The sequence below is a fragment of the Ruegeria sp. HKCCE4148 genome (assembly GCF_017872495.1).
Taxonomy (GTDB): Bacteria; Pseudomonadota; Alphaproteobacteria; order Rhodobacterales; family Rhodobacteraceae; genus Ruegeria.
On record NZ_JAEDOS010000002.1, the window covers coordinates 255,565 to 272,707 of the forward strand.

Consider the following 17,143-nt stretch of genomic DNA (forward strand, 5'->3'; position numbering starts at 1 on the left):
ACATGGACACGATTGATATTGGCCTTTGGGTCACAGGCGGTCTGCTGGTTCTGGTCGTTGCCGGCATGCGAGTGGCTTTCGCAGCAGGGCTGGCGGGATTGGTTGGGCTGGTCTGGATATTCTGGGCCAAGTTTGGCTATGACCCGGACCGGTTGGGCAAAGCCTTGACGGTTGCGGTCAAGACCGCGGGGCAGGTTCCGCATTCTAAGGTTGCAGCTCATACGCTCAGCCTGATCCCGACCTTTATCCTGATTGGCTATCTGGCCTACTATGCTGGCCTGACGCGCGCATTATTCGAAGCCGCCAAACGCTGGGTGGCCTGGGTTCCGGGTGGGCTCGCCGTGTCCACAATTTTCGCCACCGCCGGTTTTGCTGCCGTATCCGGGGCATCGGTTGCCACATCTGCCGTCTTTGCTCGCATTGCTATCCCTGAGATGTTGAAGGTGGGGTATAACAAACGCTTTGCAGCGGGTGTTGTCGCTGCGGGTGGAACACTGGCCTCGCTTATCCCACCCTCGGCCATTCTGGTGATCTACGCCATCATCGTCGAGCAGGATGTCGGCAAGCTGCTGCTGGCCGGATTCATACCGGGTGCGTTCTCTGCAATCATCTATGGCCTGCTGATTGTCGGGATTGCAGTGATCTTCAAAACCGTCGGTCCACCTGTTACTGGCTTCACCTGGAAAGAGCGTTTTTCCGCTTTACCAGGCGCCATTCCGATTGTGGCCGTGATCCTGATCATCATTTGCTTTGTCTACAACCCGTTCGGAGACAAAGCCTGGGGCACCCCTACGGAAGGCGGCGCAATCGGGGCCTTCATTGTGTTCTGTTTCGCCCTGTTTCATGGAATGCGCTGGAAGGAATTCAAATCCGCGCTTTTGGAAACGGCCAAGCTGACGGCCATGATCTTCTCGATCATCTGGGGCGTTCTGATCTATGTGCGGTTTCTTGGCTTCGCAGACCTTCCTGGTGCGTTTTCCGACTGGATTACCGGGCTTGAGATGTCCCCGATGATGATCCTGATCTGCATCCTTCTGGCCTATGCGGTGCTGGGCATGTTCATGGATGCAATCGGGATGCTGTTGCTGACATTGCCCGTCGTCTATCCAGCGGTCATGGCGCTGAACGGAGGTGAAACTGTGAGCGCAGCCGACAGCGCCTTTGGCATGTCCGGCCCGATGTGCGCCATCTGGTTTGGTATTTTGGTGGTCAAGATGGCCGAGTTCTGCCTGATCACGCCGCCCATTGGGCTGAACTGCTTTGTCGTGGCCGGGGTGCGCCCGGACCTGAGCGTTCAGGATGTGTTTAAAGGCGTGACGCCGTTTTTCATCGCCGATGCGATGACCATCGCATTGCTTGTGGCATTCCCGGGGATTGTTCTCTACCTGCCGTCGCTTGCGGGTTAGCAGGGGAGCGAGGCTCTGCCTCGCGCTCCGAGGTATTTTTGGGCCAGATGAAGCAAGGGATCCGATCTTCATCTGGCCGAAAATACCTCGGGGGAGGCGCGCGCAGCGCGGCGGGGGCAGAGCCCCCATGACTGCGTTTTACCCGGCTCGCATCAGCATTCCGAACAGATCGCGCGGATCATCCGGATCGGCCAGCATGTCCAAAGGCTCAAAGAAACCTGTGCCTTCAATCGCTTGTTTCACATAGCGCAGGGCCGAGAAATCTTCGATCGCGAAACCTACGCTGTCGAACAACGTAATCTGGCGATCATCTACGCGCCCTTTGGCGGTACCGTTGATGACCTGCCACATCTCGGTCACCGGATGATCCTCGTCCAGCGCCTGAATTTCTCCTTCGATACGGGTCTGTTCCGGGTATTCAACGAAAATGTCCGAGCGGAGCAGGATATCGCGGTGCAGTTCTGTTTTGCCCGGACAGTCGCCACCGATGGCATTGATGTGAACACCGGGGCCAACCATGTTGTCGGTCAGGATGGTTGCGTATTTTTTGTCTGCCGTGCAGGTGGTGACGATCTGGGCACCTTCGATGGCCTCCTCTGGCGTCGTGCAGGGAACAACAGTCAAACCCTTGCCCCGCAGGTTTTTCGAACATTTTGCGGTTGCGTTAGGGTCAGTGTCGTAGAGCCGGACTGTACTGATGCCGCACATTGCCTTAAATGCCAGACACTGGAATTCAGACTGCGCGCCGTTGCCGATCATTGCCATGGTGGTTGCGTTTGTCGGGGCGAGATAGCGCCCGACCAGTGCCGAGGTTGCCGCTGTGCGCAGTGCGGTCAGCAGCGTCATTTCGGTCAGCAGTGTTGGATAGCCGGTATAAACATCCGCCAACAGACCAAAGGCCGTGACCGTTTGCAAACCTTCCGAAGTATTTTTGGGATGGCCGTTCACGTATTTGAAGCCGTAGGCCTCACCATCCGAGGTTGGCATCAGCTCGATCACACCATGCGGTGAATGCGCCGGAATGCGTGGGGTTTTGTCGAAGCTCTCCCAACGTTTGAAATCGGCTTCGATCTGTGCGGCGATCTGCGTGATCATCTGTTCGACGCCGATGTGATGAACCAATCGCATCATGTTGTCGACGGATACAAACGGCACGAGGGCCTTGTCAGAAGGTTGGGTCATCAGAAACTCCGGGTGGGGCGGTCAAAGATGCGGCGGCCCATAAGTGAGGCGGCCAGATCGACCATAAGTTTGGCGGTGCGACCGCGTTCATCCAGAAACGGGTTCAATTCAACAAGATCCAGCGAACTGACCAGCCCGCTCTCATGTAGCAGCTCCATCGCCAGATGGGCTTCGCGCTCGGTCGCTCCGCCTGGAACCGTTGTACCTACGGCTGGAGCTATAGCGGGATCGAGGAAGTCGACATCCAGCGACACGTGCAGCAGAGCGTTTTCTGCGCGCACACGGTCCAGAAAGGCCATCAAAGGGGCCTTGATCCCGTGTTCGTCGATGCTGCGCATGTCGGCCAACATCGCGTGATTCTGCTCCAACGCCAGCCGCTCAGCCGGGTCGACAGAGCGTAGGCCGATCATGCCAACGCGATCCGTCGGGACCACCGCAGGCAAGGGCGGGAAAGCGTCAAAACCCGGTCTTCCAGCAAAATATGCCACGGGCGTTCCGTGCAGGTTGCCGCTGCCTGTGCTGTCCGGTGTGTGAAAGTCGCTATGCGCGTCCAACCACAACACAAACAAAGGCCGATCCACCTGATCGGCGTAGGCTGCCATGCCCGCGACAGTGCCCATGGACAGCGCGTGATCACCGCCCATAAAGATGGGCACGCCCCGACCAGCGGCCGCTTGTGCAGCTTGGCTAAGAGCCCGAGTCCAGCCGACACATTCCGGCAGGGCAAAAAGATGCGGGTGTTCGGGCATGCCAGTTTCTTCGGGGGTCACGTCGCCCTGGTCCTGAACAGAATGGCCAAGATCGGTCAAAGCTTCTTGCAGCCCGGCCACACGATAAGCGTCCGGACCCATCCGGCATCCCTGACGACGTTTTCCAGCGTCCATTGGCGCGCCGATGAGAATTATTTTCTTCATGTCCATGTGTCCATTTAGGCTGGCAGAGTGTCTTGCGTGAAGGCAGCAAATTGCTCAAAATGGGTCGAGAAAATCCTTAACGGGAAAAAGATATGGACGATTTGGATAATAGACTGCTCAATGCGTTGCAACGTGATGCGCGTGCCAGTCTGTCCGAGCTTTCGGAAACCCTGGGTGTAACGCGCACCACGGTGCGCAGTCGGTTGCAGCGCCTGAAACAATCCGGAGAAATCGTCGGTTTCACTGTCCTGACTCGCAGGGATCTGGCGCAAAGCCCGGTACGCGGTTTGATGATGCTTGAGATTGAAGGGCGCGGGACAGAACGCGTCATGGCGCGGATAGCAGCCTTGCGGCAGGTGACAGCAATACATTCGACCAATGGCAGCTGGGATCTGATCGCAGAAATCAGTACCGAAACCTTGGCCGAGCTGGATGAGGTCCTGTTTCAAATCCGCCGCTTTGACGGTATCACGCGATCCGAGACGAATTTGCTGCTGTCCACGCGCAAGGGGCGGCTCTAGCACTTTGAGATGAAAACAATTTGTGTCAGAGTTTTAGGGCAGATGATGTCTGAATATTCAGCAGACTGTCTGGCGCGGCAAACAGGCAGGGACGTGCAGGATGACCACTTCGCAGAAAACTGACGAACCTCTGGCTGTGCATTGGGCGGAACGTATGACGGCGATGCTGGAAAAGCCTTGGCTGCGCATCGCAATACCCGTTGTGATCACCGCAATCGCCCTGACTGTTTTGCACGATCTGTCGGCGCATGTGAAATGGTCGGATGTGCAGACCGATATCGCTGGAACGTCATGGAAGCTGATGCTATTCGCGCTTTGCTGGACGGCGTTCAGCTTTCTTTCTCTGTCGCTCTATGATGTTTTTGCGGTGCAAAGCGTGGCAGAGGGCAAAGTGCCCTTGCCTGTGGCTGGAATGGCAGGGGCAAGTGGTTACGCCGTATCAAATTGCCTTGGCTTTTCCTACATCACCGGTACTGCGATCCGGTACCGGATTTATGCGTCGCTGGGGCTGGATCTGGGACGTGTGGCCGGAGTAATCGCGACCTCTTGGGTGGCGTTCTGGATGGGGCTGGTGTTGATACTGGGCCTGCTGTTGACCCTGCATCCTGACGGCATATCCAAGGTGGTGCCGGTCAGCCCGACGGTGGAAACAGCCATCGGGCTGTCGCTGCTGGGGGCATTGGTCGTCCTGTTTATTTGGCTGTCGCGCGGGGGCAGGCGGTTGTCCTTCGCAGGCGTTGGTTTCGATTTGCCGGGTGGAAAGCTTGCCAGCCTTCTGACGCTGGCCGCGATCGGCGATCTGTTTGGCGCGTCCATGGTGCTCTATGTTCTGATGCCGGACGATCTGGGGGTTGGCTATCCGTACTTCTTCACAATCTATATCGCGGCCATTGCTGTGGGCATCCTCAGCCACGCTCCGGGCGGGATTGGCGTGTTCGAGGCTACGCTGATCGCGGGGCTGGGTGCATCGGGGCGGTCGGATGTTATTGCCGCGCTGCTGCTCTATCGTGTGGTTTACACGTTTGTCCCGTTTGTTGTTGCGAGCCTGTCAATTGCGGTAGCGTCGGCGCTGACGCAACGCCAAAGGATAAGTGGGGCCGCGACCTGGGTATACCGGGCCATCCGCCCCATGGTGCCCATTGTTGCCGCCGGAGTCGCAGCGGTGGCCGGGGTGATCCTGCTGGTGTCAGGGGCGCTGCCTGCCGGTTCACAGAACCTTGGTGTTTTGAAAGACGTTTTGCCGCTGTCCTTTGTCGAAGCCTCGCATCTGGTAGGAAGCGCCATCGGAGTTCTGCTTTTGCTGGTGTCACGCGGATTGTTCCGCAAGCTCTACCGCGCTTGGATAGTTGCGATGTTGCTGATGGTGGCAGGATTCTTTGCCTCGCTTGCCAAGGGCTTGGACATGCACGAAGCGGTGTCGATGTTGGGAACGATAGGCGTTTTGGCCTTGTTCCGTGGCGCGTTTTACCGGGTCAGTGGGGCATCAATTTTCCGCCTGAACATCCCATGGCTGATCAGTGTCGTGGTGCTGCTTGCCGTGATCTTCTGGATCGGGCTGTTCGCGTATTCCCATGTGGAATACCAAAACGCTTTGTGGTGGGAGTTTGCATGGAATGGCGACGCCTCTCGCTTTTTACGCTCGAGCCTCGTTGTTGCCGTGATCGTTGGCGTGGTCGCTGTGAACTCATTGTTTGGGCGTGAGATCCCGACACCGCAACGCACCGAAATTCCCGAGGTCGTCGAGCGTCTGGTGATGGAGAGTGATGATACTGAATCCCAGATCTCGTTGACCGGTGACAAGCAATTCCTGATCTCACCGGATGAAACGGCCTTCATCGCTTACGCCGATACCGGCAACGCGGTCATCTCAAAAGGCGAACCGGTGGGGGATGAGGCCGCTGGCCGCCAATTGATCTGGCAGCTTCGGGAAATGGCGGACCGTGAAGGAAAGCTGTGCGCGTTCTATAGTGTCTCGACCAAATACCTGCCGACCTTTTTGGATTTGGGCCTGTCGATCCTGAAAATTGGTGAGGTCGCGCGGGTGCCGCTGCAAGATTTCTCGCTGGACGGAAAGTCGCGCAAACGGTTCCGGCAGGCCAAGAACAGGGCCGAGCGGGAAGGCTATGTGTTCGAGATTATCCCAAAGGAAAACCTGGTACCTGTCTTGCCAGAATTGCGCGAGATTTCAGATCATTGGCTCGAGCAAAAGGCCGGCGCCGAAAAAGGATTTGCGCTTGGGGGCTTTGACGATCAGTACCTGTCTTATTTCGACCACGCGGTATTGCGCGATGGAAACACAGGCAAGATCAAGGCGTTCGCCAACCTATTCCAAGGCGGCAACAAATCCGAACTGTCGCTGGACCTGATGCGGTATGAGCCGGACAGCCCCAGCTTTGTGATGGATGCGCTGTTTGCCGAGATGATGGTTTGGGGTGCAGAGCAGGGTTTTCACTGGTTCTCGCTGGGGGCTGCGCCGTTTTCAGGCATAGAAAACCGGCAACATGCCTCGCTCTGGAACCGGATCGGAGGGTTCGTTTATGAGCACGGCGAACAGTTTTATCATTTCGAAGGCTTGCGCAGCTTCAAGCAGAAGTTCGACCCGGAATGGAGCCCGAATTATCTGGCCAGCCCCGGCGGGTTGGCCGCGCCGCGTATCCTTTATGAGGTCAATATCCTGATCTCAGGCGGGCTGCGCGGTCTGACAAAGTAGGTTCAGTTCAGGCTGGCACCGGTTGGGGTTTTCTGCAGCAGATCCCCCCAGTCGGTACGATAGGCCATTTCGGCCAAGACGGTCTCGGGCAGAAACTCCTGATTTTGACGGATCTGCCAACCGCCGCCTAAACCTTTGTAAACCGCGACCAGATTGCTGGACACTTGCTGACGCGCTTCGATTAGATTGGCTTGTGAGCGTAGCAGCGCGGTTTGCGTGTTCAGAATGCGCGAATAGCTGGCAATGCCGTCCGTGTACTGGCTGACTGCAATCTCAGCCGCCTTGCGCGAAGCGTCGACGCTTTGCTGATAGAACCCAACCTGTTTGCGTGCCTGCGCATAAGCGACCATTGCGCTTTCAACCTCGGAATACGCAGTCAGCACGGTGTTCTGGTAATTGGCGATCAGCGCCTGATAGGCGGCATCCTGCGCGCGGACATTGTTCTTGATGCGGCCATAGTTCAGCACGTTCCAGACCACACCGGCGCTGGCCAGACCGGTGGTGCTGTTGCCACTGAACAGGTCGCGCCCGCCCGAAGCCTGTAGGCCAATCGAGCCGGACAGCACGAATTGCGGATACAGATCCGCCATCGCGATGCCCACCTGCGCCGATTGCGTTGCTGCGGCCAGCTCCGCGGCCCGCACATCCGGGCGGCGGCGCAGCAGTTCGGCGGGTACACCCACAGCCACATTTGTCCGCGCGGACGGGATGCGGCCCGAGTTCCCCAACAGGCTGGTCATCCGGGACGGCGTGACACCCAGCAGCACGGCCAGGGCATTCTTGGTTTGTTGCAGGTCACTTTCCAGCTCGGGCACCAAAGCTTTGGTGTTGTTGAGAAGGGCGGTAGACTCCTGCACGTCCAACTCGGTGGTGACACCGTTGTTGAAACGCAATTGGGTCAGATCTGCAGATTCCTGCTGCAACTTGATGTTTTCGCGGGCGACCGCAAGCGACTCCTGTAACGCACGAATATTGACGTACAAGGCCGCCACATCCCCGGTCAGTGTCACCAAAGCGTCGTCGTAATTGGCCACCTGAAGTGCCAGGTTGGACCGCGCGGCCTGCACCCCGCGCCGCTGCGCGCCCCAGACGTCCAGCTCCCATTGGGCATCGAAACCGACTTGCGAAGTCGAAAATTCCGTATCCAGCGGAATGATGCGGTTGATATCAGCGATGGGTCCAAGATTGTCGCTGATTTGTCGGCGCTGCAACGACCCGCCAATGGCCTGGGATTGCGGGTAAAGCTCACCAAATGCGATGCCCAACTGTGCACGGGCCTGCAACACACGTGCACCCGCAACCTGAAGGGTCAGGTTTTGCGCATAAGCTTCCGCAATCAGCTTGTTGAGGGTGGGGTCATTGAACGTCTCCCACCATTTCACCACGGGCGCGCTGCGCGATGTCAGGCCGCTTTGGCCGGTGCTGGGGGTGTTCACCTCGATCCATTGCTTCACGACCGGAGAGTTCGGGCGCACGAAATCCGGCCCCACTGGCGCACAAGCCACCAGACTAGCAGCGCAAAGGGCAGTTCCCAGCAACCGGCGGAGTGTCATGGCGCGCATCCTCAGATATCCAGCGGGCGGATGAAGTTGGCGAAGGAATAGAGGCGGATATTGATGCGCCTCAGGAACTCAAAGCTTTTGCCCATACCGGTATAGATCGCTACGGCCGCATGGCCACCAGCAGGGAAAGTGTGGCCTTCAGGCAAGTCGACCGTGATCTGTACGGCAATCCGACCGGGCAGTTTGGGCAGTTCAAAACCGGGCAGGCGGCCCGACGGGATGAGTTGCCCTTGCCGGGTGGCCCACCAGATCGCCTCGACCTTGCCTGTCAGGATTTCACCGGGATAGAGGTCCAGCGCTACTTCAACTTCTTGTCCTGGTTCGACAAATTTCAGGTTCTGTTGACGGAAGGTGGCAAGGATATAGGGGTTGCCTTCGGTCACGAAGCTCGCGATTGCGCCCAATCGGACGTCGCCGACAACCAGACCGGGACGTGCCTGCTGTGACACGATCATCCCGTTTTCAGGCGCATAGATGGTGGTGTTTTCCAGAAAGTACTCGGCCTCGGCCAATTGGGCCTGAGCCTGAAGAATACCCGTGTTCACGCCGTCAATCTGCGATTCCACAGCCAGTTGTGCCTTTTCCAGATTGGCCTGCGCTTGTTTGACGGCAGCCAGATCTTCGGTCACCTGCTCGTTCCAACGGTCCAGATCGTCTTGCCGCGCTCCGCCAGCGGGCACCAGGTTCTCATAGCGGGCTTGTTGGGTCTGCGCATAGGCTAGTTGCGCGTTTGCGCGTTCCACAGCTTCGGTCGACGCGATCACATCCTGTTCCAGGATTTTGGCATTCTGCTCGGCCGCGACCAGTTGGGCCTTTGCATTGTCCACCGCCAGAGAAAACACCGTGTCATCAAAGCGATAAAGCGGATCGCCTTTTGTGACTTGAGTGTTCGGCTCGACCAGTACCTCGGTCAATATTGTTGGCTGCGTCAGTTTGGGCACGATCTGTATGGTCGAACGCACCACGTGGCTGTCTGCCGAGAAGGGCTGAAAAAACCGAAGCGCCACCAGAAAGATCAGCAGCAGATGCGCGCCCACCCAGAACGAGACGATGCCCCAGGCAATATTGAATTTCAGAAGTTCCAGCTTGAAGAAGATGAGCCAGACAAAAATGATGTAAAAAAGCGTGATGCCGAGGGCAACGAACATAGGTATTTCTTTCCTTCGGCCTTAGCTTTTCTGCGTGTTGTCTGTCTCCAGACGATCCTTATACTCAGGTCTGACCTTGCCGCCCAGACGTTTGATTTCGTCGCGAATGGCGTCTTTCTCTTCATCCGGGCCCCGGCGAATGTCCACTGTAACGCCATCATGGAACGCCCACATAAAGGCGTGAACCCATGGAACCACGGCCAAAAACCCCATCCATCCCATGATCTTGACGGCTTCGGCATGCGGGTGATTGCGCTTGATAGCGATCCGCCCCGGAAGCCCCATGAGAAACAGAAACACACCCATCACCGCTGCAAGAAGCAGGATCAGCGCAACAAATGTCAGATAGTCGTAATAGCCTAACGGCTGCCCCAATAGTCCCATGCTCGTGCCTCCTCTTCGGGCGAAGGTTGTCTTATCCTCCGTCGTCCGCGTCCAGTTCGTCAATCAATTTGTAGCTTGTAGGCGGGTCAGCGCAGATGCCGGGGCCGCATTCCAGAAGGGTTGACCCGGCATTCAGCACAGCCAGCGCCAGCATGACGAAAAAGGCAGTTTTGGCCAGTTTGTTGCCTCCAAATTTCGGCTCTGCAGACGCGTCGTGGTCGTACTGACGCTCAAACAACAGCATGACTGCCGTGCCCAGCAAGACGAGGAAGAAGGCGATTGCTGCCCATGTGTAATAGTGAAGCCCCAGAACCGGTGATCCGTAATGGCCTGTTCCGGGTACGATATGCAGCAGGATCTGACGGATCGAAACCGAGACCCCATACAGCGCAGCGATCAGAACAATCGCATAATGGTGGGGTCTTGCGCCGTATAGCAGGTTCAGGCCAAGCCCAACCCCCACGGCCACAAAACCGACCCGCTGCAACAGGCAAAGCGGGCAGGGCAGTTCATAGAGCGCAAATTGGTAAACATATGCCAGAACCAGAACGAGGCTGACAGCAAGCATTCCGATCGCATTGAGGGTTCGGGACAGTTCAGGTGTCATAACGGTCCCTTTACAGTTGAATGGTCAATTGGCTGGTGGCGTGGAATTTCAACCAATAGATGCTGAGCGCCAACGTGGCGAAAAACAGCAAACCCCCGGTCTTCGTCAGGTTGAAATAGTTGAGCCCCATTGTGACGGTAAACAGCAGAAACAATAACGCAATCATGGCCCGGTCCTTCCTTCCCGTGCACATTGTAATTACAGTGAATAGTGTCAGGTCGATCGGCATCTGACAAGCTGCGCAATTCACCCAAACGTTGAAGCGTGAAAGCTACTGCGCGCAGAGAACGACCTCTGTTTGCCATTCCCGACAGTGTTGCGGCAGATCACCCGGCAGATGAACGTCTGTGTAAATCCTGTCGATTTCGGACATCGATGTGATCCGCGCAGGGGCTGAACGTTGAAACTTTGAATGATCTGCCACCAGAAAGGTACGCCGGGCTTGTGCGATGATCGTTTGGCTGACCTGAACCTCTTGGAAGTCGAAATCCAACAGATCTCCGTCTCGATCCAGTGCCGAGCATCCGATGACGGCCAGGTCAAACTTGAACTGCTGTATCGTCGAAACAGTCAGATTGCCGATCAGCCCGCCATCCGAACGTCGCAAGACGCCGCCCGCCACGACGATCTCGCAGTCGGGGTTTTCAATCAGGATGTTGGCGACGTTCATGTTATTGGTCACGACCATCAGATTCTTATGGCTCAGCAATTGCCGTGCTACGGCCTCGGTTGAGGTGCCGATATTCATGAAGATTGAGGCACCATCCGGAATATCAGAGGCGCAGGTCTGCGCGATGCGGGTTTTGGCATCCGCATTCAGCGCGCGCCGGTCGTCATAACCGATATTGGACACGCCCGAGCGTAGAACCGCGCCGCCATGAACCCGGTCAAGTTTCCCGGCATCCGCAAGTTCCGTCAGGTCGCGCCGGATCGTCTGTACGGTGACGCCAAACCGCTCGGCCAACCCTTCGACCGTGACGCGCCCTTCAATGCTGGCGATGTCCAGAATGTCGGATTGGCGGAACGAAAGAGACATGGGGCAGATCCAAAGCAATGCGCTCTTTCGTTTTTGTTCTTTTCTAGGGAATTGGCAAGAAGGGCTGTGAAAATTTCATATCAGCGTTGCAAAAAGAAAATAAACGAACATAAACATTGACCATACGAATGGTATTCTGGCTAATACGCCTGATCAGGCCTTGCGAGGAATCAAGGGATATGCAGCCGACGGATAATCAGATCACAGACCTTTTCATCATTGGTGGCGGCATTAATGGCTGTGGCATCGCACGGGACGCTGCTGGGCGGGGCCTGTCCGTTATGCTTGCGGAAATGAACGATTTGGCGTCTGCTACGTCTTCTGCTTCGACTAAGCTGTTTCATGGCGGGCTGCGATATCTGGAGTTTTTTGAAATCCGGCTTGTTCGCGAGGCACTGATCGAACGTGAAACCCTGCTGCGGGCCATGCCTCATATCAGCTGGCCGATGCGCTTTGTATTGCCTTACCACGCGGATATGCGGTTCGATTCCGAGACACCGACATCGCGATTGCTTAGCACAGTTATGCCGTGGATGCGCGGGCGGCGTCCGGCTTGGCTGATCCGGTTGGGGTTGTTCCTCTACGATAATCTGGGCGGGCGCAAAATTCTGCCCGGAACCACGTCGCTGAACTTGCGCACGGCCGCAGAAGGAACCCCTCTACAGGATAGATTCGAAACGGCTTATGAGTATTCCGATTGTTGGATCGAGGATTCCCGCCTGGTGGTTCTGAATGCACGCGACGCTGAGGCGCGTGGTGCGCAGATCATGGTGCGGACCGAGGTGATTTCGGCCGAGCGGGTGGACGATCTGTGGAGGGTAACTGTTCGGGATCGTGACAGCGATCAGACCCGTGTAATTCAGGCCAAAATGCTGATCAACGCCGGTGGCCCGTGGGTTGGCGACATCATACAGACGAAGATCCGCGTGAACTCGCGCGAGGGCGTCAGGCTGGTACGTGGCAGCCATATCGTGACGCCCAGGCTGTACGATCACGACAAGTGCTATTTCTTTCAGGGTGAAGATGGCCGTATTATTTTTGCCATTCCCTATGAACAGGACTTCACCCTGATTGGCACAACCGATCAGGATCATCCGGATCCGTCCACCGCGCCGGTATGTACCGAGGCCGAGCAGGAGTATCTATGCGCCTTCGCTTCGAAATACTTCCAACGCGCCGTGACCCGCGACGATATTGTCTGGACCTATTCCGGCGTGCGCCCGCTGTATGACGATGGGGCCAGCAGCGCGACAGCAGCGACGCGCGACTACACGCTGAAAGTTGACGCTCAGGGTGGGGCACCGGTCCTGAACGTATTTGGCGGTAAGATCACCACCTATCGCAGGCTCGCAGAAAGCGCGTTGGAAAAGGTGGCTGAGTTCTTTCCAGACCTGCCCAAACCCTGGACTGCCGGAGTTGCCTTGCCCGGCGGCGACTTTCCGGTGGATGCCGTAGATGCCCTGAAAAGCAAACTTCTGGCGGAGTATCCTTTTCTGAACGCAGCATGGGCAGCTCGGTTGATCCGCGCCTATGGGACCGAGGCGTCCGCAGTTATTGCTGGCGCTAAACTAGCGTCTGACCTGGGTGAAGATTTTGGCGCAACCCTGACCGCGCAAGAGGTTACTTGGTTGATGGACAAGGAATATGCGCGCACCGCCGAAGACGTCGTCTGGCGACGCAACAAGCTGGGGCTTCGGCTAAACGACGAACAGATCGCGCGGATCGATGGTTGGATGGCCGAGCGCCGCGCCGCGTAACAGGGGCGCATGCCCCTTGGCGATCGACCGCTGTTATGCTAGCCATCGGGCACGGTCGGCAGACACCGAGGCGCCGCTGCTCTGTTTCAGAGCGCTAAACCTGCCTTTAGGACAGGATTGACATCGCAACACTCAGGGCGTTGCTTCGTCAGGTCAGCGGCCAACGAATGCGCAGAACGCCCGATATGGATGTGTGATGAGCAAGACACCAGTACCTTTGCATGTGGATGATCTAACCCCGTTTGTTCGTACCCTGGCCATCCAGTTGGGAGGGGCCAGCCCTTCGCACTTAAAACTGATGAACATGGTGGCACGCGCAGCCGGTTATCAGAATGTGCAACATATGCGAGCCGACAGCGCCGCCAGTCGCCGATTACAGGCGCGCTCGGACCCACCACCACCCAATGCGCGAGCAGTGGAACGCGCACTGCGTTTGTTCGATTCAAACGGCAGGTTGCAGCTTTGGCCTTCGAAACGTTCGGTGCAAAACCTTGCACTCTGGGCTGTTTGGGCCGCTTTACCCTCAGGTGCATCCTTGCATGAGGCCGAGGTTAACGCGTGCCTCAACGCTGAACATTCCTTTGACGATCCGGCCACCTTGCGGCGCACGATGATTTCTTGCGGGCTGCTTACACGGCGCAGGGATGGATCAGAATATCGCAGAATCGAGCAGGAACCTCCAGCCGATGCGAAACAGGTGATCCACGAGGTTACCAGCCGTCGTCGCGCAAGATCACCCTAAGAAAAAACCCCGCCGTTGAGGCGGGGTTTTTGAGGATCAGGTGGCAGTCTCGGTCGGGCCGGGATCGTTTTTGCTGCCCTTCAGCCATTCCCTCATGCTTTGCATGAGGGCATACAGCACCGGAACCACGATCACACCAATCAGCGTCGCCGCCAACATGCCGCCGAACACCGCCACGCCAATCGCTTTCTGGCTTGCAGCACCGGCTCCGTTCGCCGCCAAGAGGGGCACAACACCCAAGAGGAAGGACAGGGCGGTCATCATCACGGCGCGGAACCGCTGATGCGCAGCCTCGGTTGCAGCCTCTTTGATTGACAGGCCATTGGCGCGTTGCTCCATTGCAAACTCAACGATCAGAATACCGTTTTTTGAGGCCAGCCCAACAAGCATAATCATACCGATCTGCGTATAAAGGTTGATGTCACTGCCGACGATAGCGACAGCCGCAACCGCCCCAAATAGGGCCACGACCACAGATAACAGGATCGAAACCGGCAATGTCCAACTTTCGTACTGCCCCACCAGGAACAGGTATCCGAACAGGATTGCGAGGCCCAGGATAATGATCACCAGACTGCCTGAGGCCAGCTGTTGCTGCGCCGTACCGGTCCATTCGAACGTGTAACCAGGGGGCAGGGCGGTGGCCGATTCCTCAGTCATCACTGTGATAGCGTCACCACTGGAAAGGCCTGGTGCGGGCACTGCCGTCACTGTGGCCGAGCGAAACAGGTTATGTCGCTTCAACAGAACCGGCCCCAACACGTTTTCAACGTCAATCAGTGTGCCCAACGGAACCATATCGCCCTTTTGCGAGCGGACATAAAGGTTCGCAATATCATCGACATTGTCCCTATAGGTCCCATCTGCCTGTATCATGACGCGATAGACGCGTCCGAACAGGTTGAAGTCGTTGACATAATACGATCCAAGCTGTGCCTGCATCGTCTGGAATACCTCGGCGACGGACACATCCAGCGTTTTGGCTTTTTCACGATCCAGATCCACGAATAGCTGTGGAACGTTGGCCCTGAAGGTGGTGTAAGCCTGCCCAATCTCGGGCCGCTGGTTCGCAGCATAGACAAAGGACCCCACGGCTGAGGCCAGATCCTGAGGCGAGCCGCCGCCAGTTTGCTGTACCTCCATCTCGACACCAGCCGACATGCCCAAGCCCTGAATAGGCGGTGGGTTGAAGGCCACGATCGAGGCCGCGGATTCGGCATTGGAGATGGCAAGGACCTTGGCCAGGATCGCATCGGCGCTTAGGTCTTCCTCTTGCCGTTCGCTCCAGTTGTCGAGGTTCACGAAGATCGCAGCGCCATTGGTGATCGTGCCGTTCAGCAGCGAAAAGCCATTGACCAGAACCGTGCTGGCCACACCTGGGATTTCGCGCAATTGATCGTCAAGGCGTGCAGTCACGGCCTCGGTCCGTTCTAGCGTGGCGGCGTCGGGCAGTTGGACATCAACAAAGAGATAGCCGTTATCCTCAAGCGGAATGAACCCGGCTGAGGTGTTCGACATGATCGTCCCTGTACCCATGCCAAGTCCAACCACGATGGCCAGCGCAATGGCAGGAAAAACCAGCAGTTTGCGCACAATGGCGACATAGCCGTTGCGCATTGTGCCGATAAAACCTTCGAAGACAGCCAGCAGCCCCTTGGGCGGGCCCGAGCGCGCACGCAAAACCAGCCCACAGAGTGCAGGGGACAAAGTCAGGGCGTTGATGGACGAAATCACAACCGCGGTCGAAATAGTGACAGCAAACTGTGAATACAATCGTCCCGAAATGCCAGGCATGAAAGTTACCGGTACAAACACGGCCAGCAACACCAGTGTGGTTGCAATGACTGGACCGGTGATTTGGCCCATCGCTTTACGCGTTGCCTCGGCAGGGGGCAGACCTTCGTCTGCGATGATGCGCTCTACGTTCTCGACCACGACAATGGCGTCATCCACCACGATTCCAATGGCCAGAACCAGCGCAAACAGAGAGATCGTGTTCAACGACATGCCGAAGGCCAAAAGGAATGCAAAGGTCCCGATCAAAGACACCGGGATTGCGACGGCCGGGATAATCGTGGCGCGCCAACTGCCCAGGAACACAAACACAACCGAAATCACCAGAATAAAGGTCAGGATCAAGGTCGAGACCACGTCACTCAGCGATGCCTCGACAAAATCGGTGGTGTTGAAGGGCACTTCATATTCCACGTCCGTCGGGAAGGAGCGGGACAGGCGTTCCAGTTCTGCTTCCACGCGCTCGGACACGGCCAGCGCATTCGCGCCGGGTGCCTGATAGATACCGATCACAGTAGCTGGAACGGCCTGGAAATAGCCCGAGGCCGAATAGAACTGCGCGCCAAGTTCAGTTCGGGCGATGTCTTTCACGCGCACGATCGCGCCATCTTCACCTGTGCGGATTACGATATCGCTGAACTCTTCGGCGGATGTGAGGCGACCCTTGGACTTGATCGTGTATTGAAACGTCTGCCCTTCGGGCACCGGAGGGGCGCCGATCGAACCCGCCGATACTTCTATGTTCTGTTCGCGGATCGCATTGATCACGTCGCCCGGCGTGATGGACAGAGCGGCCATCTTGTCCGGGTCCATCCAGATCCGCATGGCGTATTCCAGGTTGGTCAGAACGTCCGCCTTACCAACGCCCTGCACACGCGCCAGCGCGTCTCGCAGATTGATCGAGGCGTAGTTGGACAGGAACACGCTGTCATAGGTGCCATCGGGCGACGTCAACGTGACCAGCATTAGCATGTTGGTCGATGATTTCTGTGTGACCACACCCGACGATGTCACTTCGGCTGGCAGCGAAGACATTGCCTGCGCCACCCGGTTTTGCACGTTGACCGATGCGATGTCGGGGTCGGTGCCGACCTCGAAGGTGACATCCAGCGAATAGGATCCGTTATCAGACGATCTGGACGTCATATAGATCATGTCGTCCACACCGTTGACCTGTGCCTCAATGGGCGCGGCGACAGTGTTTTCCACGGTTTCCGCATTTGCACCGGTGTAAGTGGTAGAGACGTTGACCACGGGCGGAGTGATATCCGGGAACTGCGCCACCGGAAGAACCAAATAGCCAATGCCGCCCATGATGGTCAGCACAAGCGAGATGACAAGCGCCAGCTTGGGCCGGCTAATGAACAGGGCTGAGAACAT

General features: G+C 57.1%; 14 protein-coding genes. 5 read left to right on the top strand and 9 right to left on the bottom strand.

Going from position 1 to position 17,143, the window contains the following annotated elements; translation table 11 throughout:
• The first annotated feature begins 2 nt into the window (after positions 1-2).
• Positions 3-1,406, top strand: a complete 1,404-nt coding sequence (locus tag I9187_RS06440) for a TRAP transporter large permease (protein WP_171174523.1) — start codon at positions 3-5, stop codon at positions 1,404-1,406.
• Positions 1,407-1,544: 138 nt separating this feature from the next.
• Here the strand turns inward: I9187_RS06440 and I9187_RS06445 are convergent, their stop codons facing one another.
• Positions 1,545-2,588 (bottom strand): ornithine cyclodeaminase, encoded by a 1,044-nt coding sequence (locus tag I9187_RS06445; RefSeq protein WP_171174521.1) that lies wholly within the window; start codon positions 2,586-2,588, stop codon positions 1,545-1,547.
• Positions 2,588-3,508: an arginase gene (rocF, locus tag I9187_RS06450; protein WP_171174519.1), complete on the bottom strand. Its 921-nt coding sequence runs from the start codon at positions 3,506-3,508 to the stop codon at positions 2,588-2,590. The genes I9187_RS06445 and rocF overlap by 1 nt, the downstream gene beginning before the upstream one ends.
• Before the next feature lie 86 nt (positions 3,509-3,594).
• Between rocF and I9187_RS06455 the strand changes: the two genes are divergently transcribed.
• Complete coding sequence (locus I9187_RS06455) at positions 3,595-4,023, top strand: Lrp/AsnC family transcriptional regulator (RefSeq protein ID WP_171174517.1); 429 nt, start codon at positions 3,595-3,597, stop codon at positions 4,021-4,023.
• A 100-nt stretch (positions 4,024-4,123) separates the two neighbouring features.
• Positions 4,124-6,733 carry a bifunctional lysylphosphatidylglycerol flippase/synthetase MprF gene (gene mprF, locus I9187_RS06460; protein WP_171174515.1) on the top strand — a complete coding sequence of 870 codons (2,610 nt, stop codon included), beginning with the start codon at positions 4,124-4,126 and terminating at the stop codon, positions 6,731-6,733.
• Between the two features lie 2 nt (positions 6,734-6,735).
• Here the strand turns inward: mprF and I9187_RS06465 are convergent, their stop codons facing one another.
• From I9187_RS06465 to I9187_RS06490, 6 genes are all read right to left on the bottom strand, one after another.
• Entirely contained in the window at positions 6,736-8,286 is a 1,551-nt protein-coding gene (locus tag I9187_RS06465) for an efflux transporter outer membrane subunit (protein WP_245223146.1), read from the bottom strand.
• 11 nt (positions 8,287-8,297) lie between these two features.
• The gene (locus I9187_RS06470) at positions 8,298-9,443 is read right to left on the bottom strand and encodes an HlyD family secretion protein (RefSeq protein WP_171174511.1); all 1,146 of its coding nucleotides are present in this window, start codon (positions 9,441-9,443) and stop codon (positions 8,298-8,300) included.
• A gap of 21 nt (positions 9,444-9,464) precedes the next feature.
• Positions 9,465-9,827, bottom strand: a complete 363-nt coding sequence (locus tag I9187_RS06475) for a DUF3302 domain-containing protein (RefSeq protein ID WP_171174509.1) — start codon at positions 9,825-9,827, stop codon at positions 9,465-9,467.
• 31 nt (positions 9,828-9,858) lie between these two features.
• On the bottom strand, positions 9,859-10,434 hold the full coding sequence (locus I9187_RS06480) for a disulfide bond formation protein B (protein WP_171174507.1): 576 nt from the start codon (positions 10,432-10,434) through the stop codon (positions 9,859-9,861).
• 10 nt (positions 10,435-10,444) lie between these two features.
• Complete coding sequence (locus I9187_RS06485) at positions 10,445-10,600, bottom strand: DUF5993 family protein (protein ID WP_171174506.1); 156 nt, start codon at positions 10,598-10,600, stop codon at positions 10,445-10,447.
• Positions 10,601-10,705: 105 nt separating this feature from the next.
• Complete coding sequence (locus tag I9187_RS06490) at positions 10,706-11,470, bottom strand: DeoR/GlpR family DNA-binding transcription regulator (RefSeq protein WP_171174504.1); 765 nt, start codon at positions 11,468-11,470, stop codon at positions 10,706-10,708.
• Between the two features lie 179 nt (positions 11,471-11,649).
• Here I9187_RS06490 and glpD point away from each other — a divergent pair, with 179 nt between their 5' ends.
• Entirely contained in the window at positions 11,650-13,227 is a 1,578-nt protein-coding gene (glpD, locus tag I9187_RS06495) for a glycerol-3-phosphate dehydrogenase (RefSeq protein WP_171174502.1), read from the top strand.
• A gap of 196 nt (positions 13,228-13,423) precedes the next feature.
• Positions 13,424-13,969, top strand: coding sequence for a DUF2087 domain-containing protein (locus I9187_RS06500; protein ID WP_171174499.1), 546 nt, complete (start codon positions 13,424-13,426; stop codon positions 13,967-13,969).
• Between the two features lie 36 nt (positions 13,970-14,005).
• Here the strand turns inward: I9187_RS06500 and I9187_RS06505 are convergent, their stop codons facing one another.
• A complete protein-coding gene (locus tag I9187_RS06505) occupies positions 14,006-17,143 on the bottom strand; it encodes a multidrug efflux RND transporter permease subunit (RefSeq protein ID WP_171174498.1) in 3,138 nt (1,045 codons plus the stop codon).